Origin of the sequence: Rhodonellum psychrophilum GCM71 = DSM 17998 (genome assembly GCF_000381545.1) — a bacterium.
Taxonomy (GTDB): Bacteria; Bacteroidota; Bacteroidia; order Cytophagales; family Cyclobacteriaceae; genus Rhodonellum; species Rhodonellum psychrophilum.
This window is the reverse complement of the sequence record NZ_KB906674.1, coordinates 515,080-530,854: the sequence shown is the minus strand read 5'-3', so window position 1 is coordinate 530,854 and position 15,775 is coordinate 515,080. Positions and strand designations below refer to the sequence as shown.

14 protein-coding genes are annotated in these 15,775 nt (G+C 40.8%); all 14 read right to left on the bottom strand.

The window, feature by feature from the left end; genetic code table 11:
* Nucleotides 1-52: 52 nt before the first annotated feature.
* Entirely contained in the window at nucleotides 53-1,246 is a 1,194-nt protein-coding gene (locus F824_RS0105680; RefSeq protein ID WP_019596897.1) for a DUF4221 family protein, read from the bottom strand.
* 118 nt (nucleotides 1,247-1,364) lie between these two features.
* Nucleotides 1,365-4,463 carry an efflux RND transporter permease subunit gene (locus F824_RS0105675; protein WP_019596896.1) on the bottom strand — a complete coding sequence of 1,033 codons (3,099 nt, stop codon included), beginning with the start codon at nucleotides 4,461-4,463 and terminating at the stop codon, nucleotides 1,365-1,367.
* On the bottom strand, nucleotides 4,460-7,489 hold the full coding sequence (locus tag F824_RS0105670; RefSeq protein ID WP_026333520.1) for an efflux RND transporter permease subunit: 3,030 nt from the start codon (nucleotides 7,487-7,489) through the stop codon (nucleotides 4,460-4,462). The genes F824_RS0105675 and F824_RS0105670 overlap by 4 nt, the downstream gene beginning before the upstream one ends.
* 5 nt (nucleotides 7,490-7,494) lie before the next feature.
* Nucleotides 7,495-8,568: an efflux RND transporter periplasmic adaptor subunit gene (locus F824_RS0105665; protein ID WP_019596894.1), complete on the bottom strand. Its 1,074-nt coding sequence runs from the start codon at nucleotides 8,566-8,568 to the stop codon at nucleotides 7,495-7,497.
* 577 nt (nucleotides 8,569-9,145) lie between these two features.
* Nucleotides 9,146-10,429, bottom strand: coding sequence for a phosphopyruvate hydratase (gene eno / locus F824_RS0105660; RefSeq protein WP_019596893.1), 1,284 nt, complete (start codon nucleotides 10,427-10,429; stop codon nucleotides 9,146-9,148).
* A gap of 22 nt (nucleotides 10,430-10,451) precedes the next feature.
* A complete protein-coding gene (gene carA / locus F824_RS0105655) occupies nucleotides 10,452-11,549 on the bottom strand; it encodes a glutamine-hydrolyzing carbamoyl-phosphate synthase small subunit (RefSeq protein ID WP_019596892.1) in 1,098 nt (365 codons plus the stop codon).
* 125 nt (nucleotides 11,550-11,674) lie between these two features.
* A complete protein-coding gene (rplQ, locus tag F824_RS0105650; RefSeq protein WP_019596891.1) occupies nucleotides 11,675-12,202 on the bottom strand; it encodes a 50S ribosomal protein L17 in 528 nt (175 codons plus the stop codon).
* 6 nt (nucleotides 12,203-12,208) lie between these two features.
* The gene (locus F824_RS0105645) at nucleotides 12,209-13,198 is read right to left on the bottom strand and encodes a DNA-directed RNA polymerase subunit alpha (RefSeq protein ID WP_026333519.1); all 990 of its coding nucleotides are present in this window, start codon (nucleotides 13,196-13,198) and stop codon (nucleotides 12,209-12,211) included.
* Between the two features lie 34 nt (nucleotides 13,199-13,232).
* Nucleotides 13,233-13,838, bottom strand: a complete 606-nt coding sequence (gene rpsD, locus F824_RS0105640) for a 30S ribosomal protein S4 (protein WP_019596889.1) — start codon at nucleotides 13,836-13,838, stop codon at nucleotides 13,233-13,235.
* A gap of 20 nt (nucleotides 13,839-13,858) precedes the next feature.
* Nucleotides 13,859-14,257, bottom strand: coding sequence for a 30S ribosomal protein S11 (gene rpsK, locus F824_RS0105635; RefSeq protein WP_019596888.1), 399 nt, complete (start codon nucleotides 14,255-14,257; stop codon nucleotides 13,859-13,861).
* A 15-nt stretch (nucleotides 14,258-14,272) separates the two neighbouring features.
* Nucleotides 14,273-14,650, bottom strand: coding sequence for a 30S ribosomal protein S13 (gene rpsM / locus F824_RS0105630; RefSeq protein ID WP_019596887.1), 378 nt, complete (start codon nucleotides 14,648-14,650; stop codon nucleotides 14,273-14,275).
* A gap of 5 nt (nucleotides 14,651-14,655) precedes the next feature.
* On the bottom strand, nucleotides 14,656-14,772 hold the full coding sequence (gene rpmJ, locus F824_RS27110) for a 50S ribosomal protein L36 (RefSeq protein WP_081624975.1): 117 nt from the start codon (nucleotides 14,770-14,772) through the stop codon (nucleotides 14,656-14,658).
* Between the two features lie 7 nt (nucleotides 14,773-14,779).
* A complete protein-coding gene (infA, locus tag F824_RS0105625; protein ID WP_009034195.1) occupies nucleotides 14,780-14,998 on the bottom strand; it encodes a translation initiation factor IF-1 in 219 nt (72 codons plus the stop codon).
* Nucleotides 14,999-15,000: 2 nt separating this feature from the next.
* Nucleotides 15,001-15,774 carry a type I methionyl aminopeptidase gene (map, locus tag F824_RS0105620; RefSeq protein WP_019596886.1) on the bottom strand — a complete coding sequence of 258 codons (774 nt, stop codon included), beginning with the start codon at nucleotides 15,772-15,774 and terminating at the stop codon, nucleotides 15,001-15,003.
* Between the last annotated feature and the right edge of the window lies 1 nt (nucleotide 15,775).

Sequence of the window (15,775 nt, the reverse complement as noted above, 5' to 3'; positions counted from 1 at the left end):
CACGAAAAAATGAATTCCAATTGCGGTGGCAATAAGAAAACCATCAGCTTTTTTACTGTTTGATTTTCAGTTTGTAAAATATATTGTAATCCCTCTCTTCCTCTGGGTTCGCATTGTCGTTGACATATAAGATTCCATTGGCATCCATGAATTCTAATTCCCCATTTACAGAGAGATTATCAATGATTCCGATCTGCTTTCCGTTCTTGACTACGATATGGTAGGTTTTCACATATTTTTTCTGAGCTTCTTTGAACTCCGGCAACCTGTAATATTCCTCCGATTTGGCTCGAAGTTCGGTGATGACTGATAAAGGAATCTTGGAGCTGAACGAAGCAATCAAGTATTCTCCCGAAAATAGAATATTGTTGAATTTGGGATATTCTGAATCGGAATTCTCAAATTCAGTGGAATGCAGCGGTGACAAGTCTGGCCGGAGCGTATGAGAAAGGTGGATGTCCTTCGTCAAGATTGGCTTTCCTTCCCTGAATTCATAAACAAAAACCTGATTACCGACCATAGGCAACAATGCATATTTTTGTTTGGAATCATGAAGGGCCACAAATGGGAAATCAGGCCCCACAAAACGGTCGTTCAATCTCGGTTCCCATAATTCTGGATAGGATTCCAATATTTCATTTTCCTCAGAATTCAAATTGTAGCGGTAGACCCCACTGATTTTGGCATAATATGCTGTCCCGAGTTTTTTATAATCAGCATCCTCATTCGAAAAAAAGTTCTGCTCTTCCCCAAGCATCAGATCCTGCCCATTTTCGACAAAAGGATGAAAAGTCGTTCTATTGCGGTAAATACTCAATCGATACAGCTCTTTGGCATTGTTGGCAACTTTGCGAATTTGATTACCCTGAAGATCATAAATAAAATAACCAGAGAACGCACCCTGAGCCACAAACCTCTCTTTGTCAATAAATTTATACCCAAAAGCACCGTTGGCACCAGTTCCATTTGGCCCTTCTTTGGAAAGGTTAAATCTGTGGATGATTTCACCTTTTTCATCAACGAAAATGGGGTTTTTGGACTTGGAGTCAAATAGGATAAAAAGTCCGACTTCCTTAGAATAATCCTGCAAGCGCAAGGGAACCAATTCATCCACCATCAAGGAATCTACCAATTCAAGTTCCAGTGAAACAAGAGGATCATCGATTACCCCTTCATCACCTGATGAACAGTGCGAAAAAATCAAGGTGGAAAAAATTAATATAATGGGAAGGGGATGACGTTTCATAAAAAGGATTGTTTTGACAGCATCCCAAAATTGGTAGCCTTATGCTTTAGTGTCGGGAATTATGATTTATATGACAGGATGCTCAATTATTTTTGTCCTGAAAAGACTTTAACCCCTCTCATTTTTTCCTCCACAAAAAGACAGGAAGCGCCAAAAACACCCCAACAATACTGAAGATCAATCCGCCTATCGTACCGATCGCAAGCGAAAACCAGAAGATTTCATTTTGCCCTTCCATGATAAAGGGAATCAAACCAAAGCAGGTTGATAAGATGGTCAGCATAATCGGTATGGCTTTTCCGGCGACAGCCTTCAAGACATTCCTGTTGTAAGTCCCACTGGTTCGGTTATTCAAATCATTGACAATAAAAATTGCCGCATTCACCGCCAAGCCACCCAGCATTACAAATGCAGCATACCCACCTTGGTCAAAATAAAAATCAAATAATGAGAAAATCAAAAACAAGCCTATGAAGGATAGCGGAATAATGGCAATGATGTAAAATGGCTGCTTGAGGTTTTCAAATAGTACCGAGCAGATAAAGAAAATAGCGACCACTAAGATCAAAATCAGACCATATTGTCGTTTGGTTTTGTTGAAATCCCAATTGTAAGATTGTTTTTTTGCGGAATAGCCGATAGGCATGGAAGCTTTCACATCCCCCAAAACCTCATCCAAATATTCATTGCCAAATTTCGCTGAACCCATGTATTCAAATGCCACAATTCTGATGTACTGTCGGTCTTCTTTGTGCAGGGCATTGGTGGTGGTTTCCTTGGTGAGGGTGCCGAAATTACTCACCTTGAATATCTTGTCTTTTCCACCGATCAGACTATTTTCTTCCAAATCAAATTTAGAATATTTTTGCGCGTCTTTTTCCCTGATCACCACTCCGTAATTTTTGTCTGCCAAAGCCAAATACGTCGTGGGGCCCACAGGTTTGGATACGTCATTCAATGCATTGATAACTTCGTATTGGTTGGTTTGTCCAAGGGCAAGGCTTGACTGATCCAAACGAAGTACATATTCTTCAGTTTTCCGCTCATTGTAATTCAATCTCTCATTGGTATTGACTTCTTGGATTCTTTTGTGCAAAAGAAGCTTATCTGCCAAAACCACGGATTGTTTTTCCAATTCATCATAATTATACCCTTTCATTTCCACCCTAAAAGATGGAATCCCATCACCTGTTCCTCCGGTGGAAAATCCCTGTCCCACTCCGTAGATACTCCAACCGGCTCCGGACCAATCCGTGGATTTCACCGAAAGTCTTCCCTTCAATTGGTAAGGCAGAGCTGATTTTTCGTAGGCTTCCTTGAAAGTGATCACGATTTGGGCATATTGGCCGGACTGGATATAGGTGACAAATTGATCGATTCCCTCCACACCTTTCAAAAAGTTCTCAAACTCTTTCATGATAAAATCCATTTGGTCCAAAGTATTCCCAAAAGGAAGCCTGGCGGACACGTAAAGCCGGGTTTTCTCCGCCTCCCGATAGGATGATTTTTCAAAAACGCCCCTGACGAACATCCGGAGAGATCCCCCTAAATACTTATCCACATGTGGCCGTATGTCTTCCTGATAGACAGTGGACCCAATGGTTTTGTTGTACCATTCCTGCCCTTCCCATTTGGCCGGAAGGAAAAACACCGGCAACCCAAAGATCAAAATCAATACGGTAACAAAAGCTTTTCTGTATTTGGCCGTAAACGAAATCCCATTTCTGAAGATCCTGAAAGCCTTTACCCTATTTCTCAGTTGAGGGATAGATAGCACCCTTCCTTTGTTTCCTTTGGACCCAAAAAACATCTCATATAATGCTGGCGTAAACAACAAGGCTACAAAAAGAGACACCGCCAGCATGACCGATACCACCACAGAAAATTCAGTGAGGTTTTTCCGATCCTCCTCTGGTAGGAAAAATACGATCATCAGCGCCGCAATGGTCGTCAAGGAAGCTGCCAACAAGGCCAAAAACACTTTTCGGTTTTTATGCTTGTGCAAATGGTCGACCATGATGATGGCATTGTCCACGATCAAGCCAAATGAAATGGTCAATCCTGCTAGGGAATACAAATGGATATCCACCTTAAGCAGATAAAGTATAATTCCCGAGATACTCAGATTGACGAATATGCCAAGAAAAAGGATCCCTAAGTATTTGATATTTCTATTGATCAGGAAAATAAAGACAATGAGGATCAAGATGGAAAGACCCGATCGCTTGTATATTTTTTGGAGTTCCTTTTCCAAAAACTCCGTGTCATCATTTTCCAAACGCACCTCAAATCCAGCCGGGAGAAGGCTTTTGGAGTTTTCAATCGCAGCTTTGATGTTTTTTGCCAGGATCACCTTGTTCACTCCATCCCTGTTGATGACCGAAAGCGTGACGGAATTATTGCCGTTGATCCTGTAATAGGTGTTGGGTTCGGATTCTTCCAGGGTCAATTGGGCAATATCCCGTAGATAAATTTCCTTCCCTGCCTTGGTAGTGATCAGCAGATTTTCCAGTTGACTGATTTCTTTCAGAGAGCGATCCACTTGGATAAAAAGCGTTTCATTTTTATTGTTGACCACTGCGCCGGGATAAGTTCGCCCAAAAGCATTGGATACAGCCGTGGAAATATTGCTTTTGGAAAGCGATAGTGACTGGAGTTTTTGGATATCATAGGTCACGTAAAGCTGCAAGTCATTTGCTCCCCTGATCGTGACCTCTTCGATTTCTTCAAAGCGATTGAGTGCTGTTTTGAGTACGTCTTCAGCTATTTTTTTGATTTCGAAGGAAGCAAATGGCCCATTCACACTGTAGGTGAGAATAGGGGTTTTGAGATCCGTTCTCCGCTCGGAGGATTGTGTCACCAGGGGATAGGCAACCTTTGGGTCCAACGAGGGATAAACCTGACGGATAATGGAAGCCACTTCGAATTTCTTGAATTCCATGTCCGTCCTTTTGTCAAACCGAAGTGTTATCGATCCACGGTCATAATTGGAAACGGAATTGATTTTTTTCAATTCTGCCAATTGGGACATCGCTCCTTCTAAAGGTGAGGTAGCCAATTTTTCCACCAATTCCGGAGAAGATCTCGGCACATTGTAACTGATGGACAAAATCGGCTCTTGTTCCCTGGGGTTCAGGTCCACCGAGAGCTTCGGCACCAGAGCAATGCCAATGATGGAGAGAACGATAAAAGCGATGACGATTCTAAAAGGAGTCATTTTTTTGAGATAAAAGAATAGGCCAATGGCACAAAATACAGTGCAGTGAATGTCCCGATGGTAAGTCCTCCGATTACCGAAAAGACCAATGGTCGCTGCAAATCAGCACCCAATCCAGCACTGAAAACTACCGGAAGCAAAGCCAAGATGGTCGTGATGGAGGTCATCATAATCGGCTTCAACCTTATTTCTCCGGCCTCAAACAAAGCCTTGTCCAGAATTTGTGATGAATTCATCAAAGGATCACTTTTGTATTTGATCTTCAATCGGTTGATCGTGTCAATTTTCAGGATGGCATCATTGACCATGATTCCCAGCATGACCACCAAGCCAATGGCCGACATCACATTGAGCGAAGTGCCTGTAATCCATAACACCACGAACGCCCCAGCAATACCCAACGGCAAGGTGAAAATCACGATGAGAGGTTGGATGAAACTTTCGAATTGGGCACAAAGGATGAAATAAAGCAAAAGAACGGAAATCAAAAGGATGCCAATCAACTGCCGGATATTTTCACGATCCCGAAAATACTGTCCAAAAAAACTTACACCCAAGTTCCGATCGGCTCCCCATTGGGAAATTTCAGCATTGAAATCGGAAGGATTTTGGCTTTCCAACGTGACAGATTGATAGATACCTCCCTTGTCAGCGGTCACATTCTTGTAGTGGTTTTCGTAAGTAAAAGAGATAAAATTACCAAGGGCGTATTCGTTCCCGTCTCTGCCAATCAAATAATTGGTTTGTAGCATCTGTTCAAAATTAATGTCCTTAGATTTTAACCTGATCGGCGTAATCTCTCCAAACCGCTTGATCTCTGTAATGGAAAAATTGCCGAAAAGCCTTAAAATCTGGTCCTGAATCCTGGATAGATCAATCCCGTAAAGCGCCATTTTTGCTGCATCCAGCCTGAAAATCACCGAGGCTTCTTTTTGCAAGGCCGGCCCACGTTCCCATTGATCCACAGGAAATACTTCCAGCCATTGATCCATTTTAGCTTCCTCAATTGGCTTTTTGGTCGCAAGATCTTTCCATCGGACTTCATAATAAGGCATATTGGAATTAAAAAGCTGATCAAAAGCATTAGGAGCATCCATAATGCCAACAGCCGCTTGGGGAAAATTTTGTGCAATCAGATTTCCCAGCAATCGCATTTGTTCCTCTTTTTCACTTTCGCTTTCAAAAAGGAAATAAAGACTCGCCTTCTGAATAGAGCTTTCCCCATCAAATAACAAAAATTGGCGTACACCAATATCGGATTCCGCTTTGCTGTATTTGCCCTTGATGGATTCCATCAAACTGACAATTCTGTCTTTGTTTTGCAAGGCCGCAATGGGTTCATTCCAGTCAATCTCCACCATCACATCAAACTTTTCAATGGGTGGAAGCCCTTGTGTATCCAAGAAAAAACCGATTGATAATCCTGCAGGAATCAAGATTAAAAAAATACCTAAACTCAATTTCCTTCTAAGGAAAACCTTTCTAAACAATGCTTTGTAGCCCTTTAAAATGCCACTAAATGCTTTGCTGTTTTCATTGTCCATTATTTTATCTCCCTTTGACCTAAAGAAAAAATAATAGAGCATCGGCAGGAAGATAAAGGCCACCATAAGGGAAACAAAAAGGATCGCTGCCACCGAAACCGCCTGATCATAAAACAAGGCACCTGAAATTCCGCTGAGGAAAACCAAGGGTATAAAAACAGCCAGTGTGGTCAAAACGGAGCTGATCAATGCGGACTGCACTTCATTCACCCCTTCTACACAGGCTTCAAAAAGATCCAATCCTTCGGCTCTTTTGCGGGTAATATTGTCCAATACAATGATGGCATTATCGATCAACATCCCTAAGCCCAAGGCCAAACCGCTGAGGGAAATCACATTGATGGAAATGTCAAAAAAGTAAAACACCAAAAAACTGATGATCAGGGAAGTCGGCAAACTGATCCCGATGATTACCGGTGTGCGGTAATTGCCGATAAAGACAAACAACACCGCGAAGGCGAACAGTCCACCGAATAGCAAGCTGGTCTGTAGGTTGCTGATTCCGGCATTGAGCAACATGGATTGATCCTGCGTCAGTTCGAAGGTTACTTCTGGATAATCAGCTTTGAACACCTCCAATGATTCATAAATCAATGGAATCAACAAGTTCATTTTGGCAGAAGCCTGTTTGTGTACCGTGATGACCAAGCCTTCTTGACTCCCAGTAAGATGATACCCCAAGGGCTCTTTAATTTCGTACTTGACCTCAGCCACGCGTCCCAGGTCCACCGCTAGACCATCCTCTCCCGGGACGGGAAGTTTCATGATGTCTTCGGGAGTGTCCACTCTGGTGGCAAGCCGTAGGTAATATCTGAATTGACCATCTTCAACACTGATTCCCGGAAGTTCTTCATTGCCAAATCGGATGGCATTGATCACATTGTCAGTGGTCAAGCCCAAAGCCCTGAGTGCAGCAAGGTTGGGACTGATGGTGATGATACGGTCTTTTTTACCATTGATATCCACTAGGGAGACACCTTCCAATTGCTCCAGTCTCTTTTTCAAGACATTCTCTGCGAGCAAACTGACTTCATTGTAATTGATGCCTTCTTTTGGGGTCACTTGGACCCTGACCACCGGGATGTCATTGGTATTGATTCGGATTACCTGAGGCCTAGGAAGTCCCGAAGGTAAACTGCTGGTAATTCGATCTATTTTTTCATTGACATCGATATAGGCCAATTCCATTTTAGTGCCGTAATCAAAGCTGAGCCGAATGGTACCAACTTCCCCTCCAGCCTTACTTTCCATGTCTTCAAGCCCCTTGAGTGTCATCAAGCCTTCTCTGATGGGAGATAGCACATTTTGCTCAATCGCTTCGGGGGAAGCATTGGGATAATTTATCTTGACCACAATCTGTGGCACATCGATGGGAGGTAAAAGGGAAATCGGAAGAGATTGAAAAACGATAAGGCTAAACACCATCAAGGCGACAAAAGTCATCAAAACCGCGATAGGCCTCGCCAATAAAAATCTAACCATAGCCCTTAGTCTTTTGCGATTTGAATGGGTGCCTGATGGGCCAGCTGAAGATTGTTGGAAGTGATCACCGTGGCATTAACTTCGATACCGGTGAGGATTTCAACTTCTTTCCCGTTGTCTTTGCCGACTTCCACATAATTCCATTTGGATTCATTTTTTTCGACCGTAAAGACCACTGGTCTCCCCGACCGGTAAACCAAAGCCTGTTTTGGCACTACAATACTGTTATTTTGGGGAGAACGGATGACTGCTCTCGCATTCATCCCTGGTAAAAGCCCAGTGTTGCCGCTGACTTGAATACTGACCTGAACGAGACCATTATCATCCACTTTGGGATTGATGCTGCGGACTGTTCCCAGAATGTCTCCAGCCCCTCCGCTTACAGGGAAAATGGAGGCACTTTGACCAATGGAAATCTGACTGATATCCGATTCGAGGACCTTGACTTTTAGCTCCAGCTGATTGACGTTGATGATTTCGAGCAAATCCTCTCCTGAAGAGACCAAACTTCCCTTCTTGATTTTGAGATCTGCTATTCTGCCGGAGATGGAGGCAATGACAACCCCTTTTTGGAGATCCAGTTCCGCCTCTTTCATCTCTATCTCGGAGGTAAACAAACCGCTTTTTGCTTTCAGTTGGTCTTGGATGCGCGCGATTTTTGCTGTATCCCCGGATTCCATGAGGGTTTGAAAACTCAAAATCTCTGACTGGTAATTGGCTTCTGCATTTTTTCTTTGGATTTTGGCTTTCTCGAGATTGAACTGGATATTGGATTCATCCAATCTGGCGAGGATTTTTCCTTTTTCCACAAAATCTCCTTCCTTAACATAAAGCTCGTTCAAAATCCCCTGTCGCTGTACCACGATTTTAACTTGATTGACCGCCTCCAGTTTTCCGGATGCATTAATAAGATAGTCAAAAGATTTTTTTTCAGCAATGGCAATATTCACTAGGGTGGCCGCTACTTCTCCTCGGAAGGATTCTAGGGTTTGGTCCTGACTTTCTGGTTTCTCTTGCTTACAGGAAAGTACAGTCATTAAAAATAAAATGCCAAGAAAAACCAATCTGTTTGGATTCATAAGAAATCATGTTAACCTAATCGTTCACTAATAAACTAAATAATTAAATTCTATCAAAAGGAAAATTTGCTAAATTTAGGAAATCAATTGAATTCCGGAGTCAAAGCATCCTAATGGTATTTATGATAAAATAAGTGTGATTGGCAAGAAACGGCAATTAACCGAAATTGGAAAACGGGAATTGTCCTCAACAAAATCAAAATTCATTCAATGATGGAAGGGCCTGTGAAATAAAAAGGATCTGCTATCTGCTTTTAGGTTCAACCCCAGAATAACTTCCAATAAGCACTCCATTTGAATTTGGAACAACATTTCAGAAAAATTAAAGCAATCCCTTACCGACAAAGAACAATAACGTCTACCGCCATAACAATCATAAATTTTTGATGAAACTACACAATATACTGTCCATAGTCGTTTAGCGATACGCTGAAATCAGCGGGACATTTTAATTGATTTAATTTGGTCTCAATTTAAAAAAAGCATAAAAATAAGTGGCTAGTTATTTTTCACCGAGTAGGACGAAAACAAAAAAGGCAGCCAGATGGCTGCCTTTTTAATTCATGAAATTTAGTATTTATTTTTTGGATAAAGGAAAATAGGCTGATTCCCCTAGTAATTCCTCGATTCTTAGCAATTGATTATACTTTGCCATTCTATCAGATCTTGAGGCTGAACCGGTTTTGATTTGACCACAGTTGGCTGCAACAGCCAAATCAGCAATGGTAGAATCTTCGGTTTCACCAGACCTATGCGACATCACTGTAGTAAAACCAGCTTTGTGAGCAAGGGCAATTGCATTCAGTGTCTCTGTCAAAGTCCCTATTTGGTTCACTTTAATCAGAATGGAGTTTGCTGATTTTTCCTCAATTCCTCTTTGAAGAAATTTCACATTGGTAACAAAAAGATCGTCTCCTACCAATTGAATTTTGTCGCCGATTTTAGCGGTAAGCATGGCCCAACCAGCCCAATCTTCCTCAGCAAAACCATCTTCAATAGAATCTATTGGGTATTTCTCAGAAAGCTCTGCCAAGTAAGCAACTTGTTCTTCTCTGGTTCTGGTTTTCCCGGATTCGCCTTCAAATTTTTTATAGTCATACATCCCGTCCTTATAGAACTCTGAAGCGGCACAATCCAATGCAATGGTAACGTCGTCACCTGCTTTGTATCCTGCCTTCTGAATTGCATCCAAAATGCAACCCAATGCTTCTTCAGTACCACCAGAAAAATTGGGTGCAAAACCACCTTCATCACCTACGGCTGTACTCAAACCTTTATCATGAAGTATCTTTTTCAAATGATGGAAAATTTCAGTACCCATTCTGATGGCCTCAGAAAAGTTGGGTGCTCCAATAGGTCGGATCATGAACTCCTGAAAGGCTATAGGAGCATCAGAATGTGAACCTCCATTGATGATATTCATCATAGGAACAGGGAGTGTATTGGCGTTTACACCGCCGATATATCTGTAAAGTGGTTGTCCTGATTCCATCGCCGCAGCTTTGGCGACTGCCAAGGAAACTCCTAAAATAGCATTGGCTCCAAGTTTACTTTTGTTTGGAGTTCCATCAAGACCAATCATGATCTGGTCAATCAGGTTTTGCTCAAAAATATCCATGCCTACCAATTCTGGGGCAATAATATCATTCACATTGGAAACCGCTTTTAACACACCTTTGCCAAGGTATTTGCTTTTGTCCCCATCGCGTAGCTCTACTGCTTCATTGACTCCTGTGGAGGCTCCACTAGGTACAGCTGCTCTTCCGAATGCACCAGTTTCGGTGTAAACATCCACTTCCACGGTTGGGTTACCCCTGGAGTCTAAAATTTGTCTTGCATGAATAGATTGAATCAATGTCATAATGTAAAAGGTTTATTAGGTTCTAATTATTTTGAATTAAAGATATAAAATCATCAAATAAATATCTCGAGTCATGAGGACCGGGAGAAGATTCAGGATGATACTGGACAGAAAAAGCTGGTTTATCTTTCAATCGGATTCCTGCAACTGTTCCATCATTAAGATGAACGTGTGTAATTTCAATATTTTCGTTTTTTTCAACGTCTTCCCTATTGACCACAAATCCGTGGTTTTGTGAAGTAATTTCACTTTTCCCAGTCACTAGATTTTTGATGGGGTGGTTTAATCCCCTATGGCCATGGTGCATTTTAAAAGTGGAAACACCATTGGCTTCCGCCAATATTTGGTGACCCAAACAAATTCCAAAAAGTGGTTTGCCGGTTTGAAGAATGGATTGCGTAGTTTCCACGGCATATCCCATCACAGCTGGATCTCCAGGTCCATTCGAAAGAAAATAACCATCAGGGTTCCAAGCTTCCATTTCGGCAAGATTGGTTTTGGCTGGAAAAACTTTACAATAGACTCCCCTACTTGCAAGACTCCTCAGTATGTTCTTCTTTATTCCAAAATCTAAACAAGCAACCTTAATATCAGCAGTGTCATCTCCAAAATAGTAAGGTTCGGTAGTGCAAACTTTGGAAGAAAGTTCAAGCCCGTCCATGTTGGGAATTTTCTCAAGCTCGGCTCTTAAACCTTCCAAATCATTTTCAAACTCAGAACTGATTATGGCATTCATTGCTCCTTGCGATCTGATATGTCTTACAAGTTTGCGTGTATCAATATCCGCAATGCCTGAAATACCATGCTTGACAAGGTAGTCTTGTAAGGATCCTGAGGCATCAAGTCTACTGAAAACCTGAGAGAAGCTGTTGACCACAATCCCAGCAATAGATGGGGATTCGGATTCGGATTCGTCATCCATCACACCATAATTCCCTATATGTGATGTGGTGTTGACTATGATTTGACCAGTATACGAGGGATCGGTATAGATTTCTTGATAACCGGTCATTCCGGTATTAAAACAAATTTCACCGCCATTGGTACCAGAATTCCCGATGAGGTTGCCATGAAACACGGTTCCATCTGCCAGGAGTAGAGTTGCTTTTTGTTTGTTCATTTCGAAAATTGGATATTCAAATTTAATGATTTTCTCAGGATATGCCTTGTTAAACTTAAAGGATATAAAAAAAGGGATTGAACTAATGTCCAATCCCTTTATATAAAGAAGCGTTTCGCATAATATTATTCAGCGGATTTATCTTCTTTTTTGTCTTCTGATTCAGTTTCTTCAGCTTTCGGCTCTGCCTTTGCTGCTTTAGGAGTTACCGCAGCAGCTTCTTCTGGTTTGTCAGAACTTCTACGGCTTCTTCTTGTAGTTTTCTTCGCAGGCTTGGCTTCTTTCAACATCAATTCGTTGTAATCTACCAATTCCACGATACACATTTCAGCATTATCACCCAAACGGAAATCCGTTTTGATAATTCTAACATATCCACCCGGTCTATCTCCTACTTTCACAACCACTTCACCAAAAAGTTCTTTAATGGAGTCTTTGTTTTGAAGATAGGAAAAAGCGATACGTCTGTTATGTGTAGTATCTTCTTTAGCTCTTGTAATAAGAGGTTCTACATATTTTCTCAATTCCTTAGCCTTTGCAAGCGTTGTTGAAATACGCTTGTGAAGAATTAGGGAAGTGGCCATATTGGAAAGCATTGCCCTTCTATGGCTAGCTGTCCTACCAAGGTGGTTAAATTTCTTACCGTGTCTCATTTTAATTTATTCTTCATCAAGTTTATACTTAGATAAATCCATGCCGAAGGTCAAGCCTTTTTCTTGAATCAATTGTTCAAGTTCTGCCAAGGATTTTTTTCCGAAATTTCTGAATTTCATCATGTCGGAAATTTCCAATCTGGCTAGGTCGCCTAAGGTTTTTACGTCAGCCGCTTTCAGGCAGTTGAACGCACGAACTGAAAGATCCAAATCACTCAATGAAGTCTTCAAAAGTTTCCTCATGTGAAGAAACTCCTCGTCAATTGGTTCCGGTTCAGTAACTCCAGTAGAATCCAAGACCATAGTTTGATCAGAAAACAACATAAAATGTTGTATCAAAATCTTGGCTGCCTCCTGTAGTGCTTTTTCTGGATGTATGGAACCATCCGTATTAACTTCGAGAATTAGTTTTTCAAAATCAGTTTTTTGTTCTACCCTAGTATTTTCAACGCTGTATTTAACGTTTTTGATAGGGGTAAAAATGGCATCAATAGGAATAACACCGAATATTTGATCTTTTGGTTTGGAATCTTCCGCAGGAAGGTATCCTCTGCCTTTTTCTACTGAAAGCTCTATCTCCAAACTTCTTGAATCATCGAGATGGCAAATCACCAACTCAGGGTTCAACACCTCAAACGAAGAGGTAAACTTAGCGATATCTCCAGCAGTGACGATAGACTGATTTTTAATTTCTACAGTAATTTTTCCATCAATTGCCTCATGGACTTTTTTGAATCTTACTTGTTTCAAATTAAGAATAATATCAGTCACGTCTTCCACTACTCCTTCAATGGTGGAAAATTCATGAACCACACCTGGTAATTTAACAGATGTGATGGCATACCCTTCCAATGAAGATAGCAAAATTCTCCTCAAGGCATTACCAATGGTGACCCCATAACCCTTTTCCAATGGCTTGAAGGTAAACAGACCGTGAAAATCATCTGCTTTCTCCATCACCACTTTTTCGGGCATTTGAAATGCTAGTATGGACATATCATTAGTTCTTTTAAAGTCAGAAAGTTTATTATTACTTAGAGTAAAGTTCGACAATCAGTTGTTCCTTAATGTTTTCAGGAATATCATCCCTTGTAGGAACCAAAACAAACTTACCTGTCAAAGAACTATTATCCCACTCTAACCAAGGATAACGATTTGTTCCTTTACCGGACAAACTTGCGGTAATTGCCTCTAGTGATTTAGACCTTTCCCTTACAGATATTGTATCCCCAGGTTTAAGAGTATAAGAAGGAATGTTTACCACCTCTCCGTTCACTAAAATATGCTTGTGACTGACCAATTGTCTCGCACCTCTTCTGGTTGGAGAAATTCCCAATCTGTATACGGTGTTGTCTAATCTAGCCTCCAGCAATTGAAGAAGATTTTCACCTGTGATACCTTGTTTTCTGGAAGCAATACCAAACATCTTAGCGAATTGTCTTTCCAATACGCCGTAAATGTATTTTGCTTTTTGCTTTTCCATCAACTGGATCGCATATTCGGACTGTTTTTTCCTTCTACCTCTCCCATGCATGCCGGGAGGATAATTTTTCTTCTGAAGTACTTTACTTTGTCCTTCAATAGGCTCACCGAATTTTCTGGCAATTTTTGCCTTTGGACCTCTATATCTAGCCATTATTTATCTAAATTAATAAATTAAACTCTTCTACGTTTTGGTGGACGACAACCATTGTGTGGAAGTGGAGTCACATCGACAATCGTAGTTACATCTAAGCCAACATTTTGCAAAGTCCTGATCGCTGACTCTCTGCCAGACCCAGGTCCTTTTACAAAAACCTCAATTTTTCTCAATCCTAAGTCATACGCAACTTGACCACAATTTTGTGCAGCCATTTGTGCAGCGTAAGGTGTGTTCTTTTTTGAACCTCTGAATCCCATTTTACCGGCAGAAGCCCAAGAGATCACCTGACCAGAATTATTGGTAATGGAGATGATGATATTGTTAAAGGAAGCTTTGATATGCACTTGACCTATCGCCTCTACTTTAACTACCCTTTTTTTACCTTTAGCTTTATCGTTTCTTTTCTGAGCCATAATCTAAATCAAGATTTATTTAGTTGCTTTTTTCTTGTTAGCAACAGTTTTTCTCTTACCTTTTCTTGTTCTAGCGTTATTTTTAGTTCCTTGACCCCTTACAGGTAAACCTTTACGGTGTCTCAAACCTCTATAACAACCTATATCCATCAATCTTTTGATGTTCAATTGAATCTCTGATTTCAAAACACCTTCTGTTCTGTATTCTTCAGCAATCAAATTCCTGATAGCGGTAGATTCTTCATCATCCCACTCTCCAGCTTTCTTATCAAAAGAAATCCCTGCTTTCAGCAGGATCGCTTTGGCCGCACTTCTACCAATTCCGAAGATGTAGGTTAAGCCAATTTCACCACGTTTGTTGTCCGGTATGTCAACACCTGCAATTCTTGCCATAATTTTTAACCTTGTCTTTGTTTAAACTTTGGATTCTTTTTGTTGATCACATAAAGCTTTCCATTTCTTCTGACAACCTTACAATCAACACTTCTTTTCTTAATTGATGTCTTTACTTTCATGACAAATTTATTTGTATCGATAAACAATTCTACCTTTTGAAAGATCATAAGGAGACAACTCTAATTTCACTTTGTCACCCGGCAGGATCTTTATGTAATTCATTCTCATTTTACCTGAAATATGTGCAATCAATTGATGACCATTTTCAAGTTCCACTTTAAACATTGCATTAGACAATGCTTCTACTATTGTACCATCTTGTTCAATAGATGTCTGTTTAGCCATACTTAGAATTTATAATTTTCTTCTATATATTGATGTGTGGTCAAAATTTCTGTTCTATCTTGAAATATGGCCACCGTATGCTCAAAATGAGCTGAAGGTTTCTTATCCGCAGTCCGGATGGTCCAACCATCCCGTTCCTGAACAATATTCCTCGAACCCAGATTCACCATCGGTTCAATTGCAATTACCAATCCAGCATCCAAGATAGGTCCACTTCCTTTTTTTCCATAATTTGGAACTTCCGGTGATTCATGAAGACTCTTTCCCAAACCGTGACCGACCAACTCTCTTACAATTGTATAACCTTTCGATTCTACAAACTTTTGTATGGAATGACCGATGTCACCTACCCTGTTGCCGAAAACCGCTTTTTCGATACCTAGATACAACGACTCTTTTGTAGTCTTTAACAATGACAATACTTGTGGGGAAACTTCACCGACAGGGTAAGTATAAGCGCAATCGCTATGAAAACCTTGGTGAAAGACTCCACAATCTATTGAGATTATATCGCCATCTTTCAAAACATATTCGCTAGGAAACCCATGTACAACGACTTCATTTACTGAAATACAAAGTGTCGAAGGGAAACCATTATATCCTTTAAACGAAGGTACACCATTATTGTCTCTGATGTATTCTTCGGCAATTTTATCTAAGAAGGAGGTTTTAACTCCCTCTTTGATATATTTTGCAACTTCTCCGTGAGCTTTACCTAAAATCTTGGCACTTTCCTTGATTAATTGGATCTCTTCAGCAGATTTATAATGAATCATA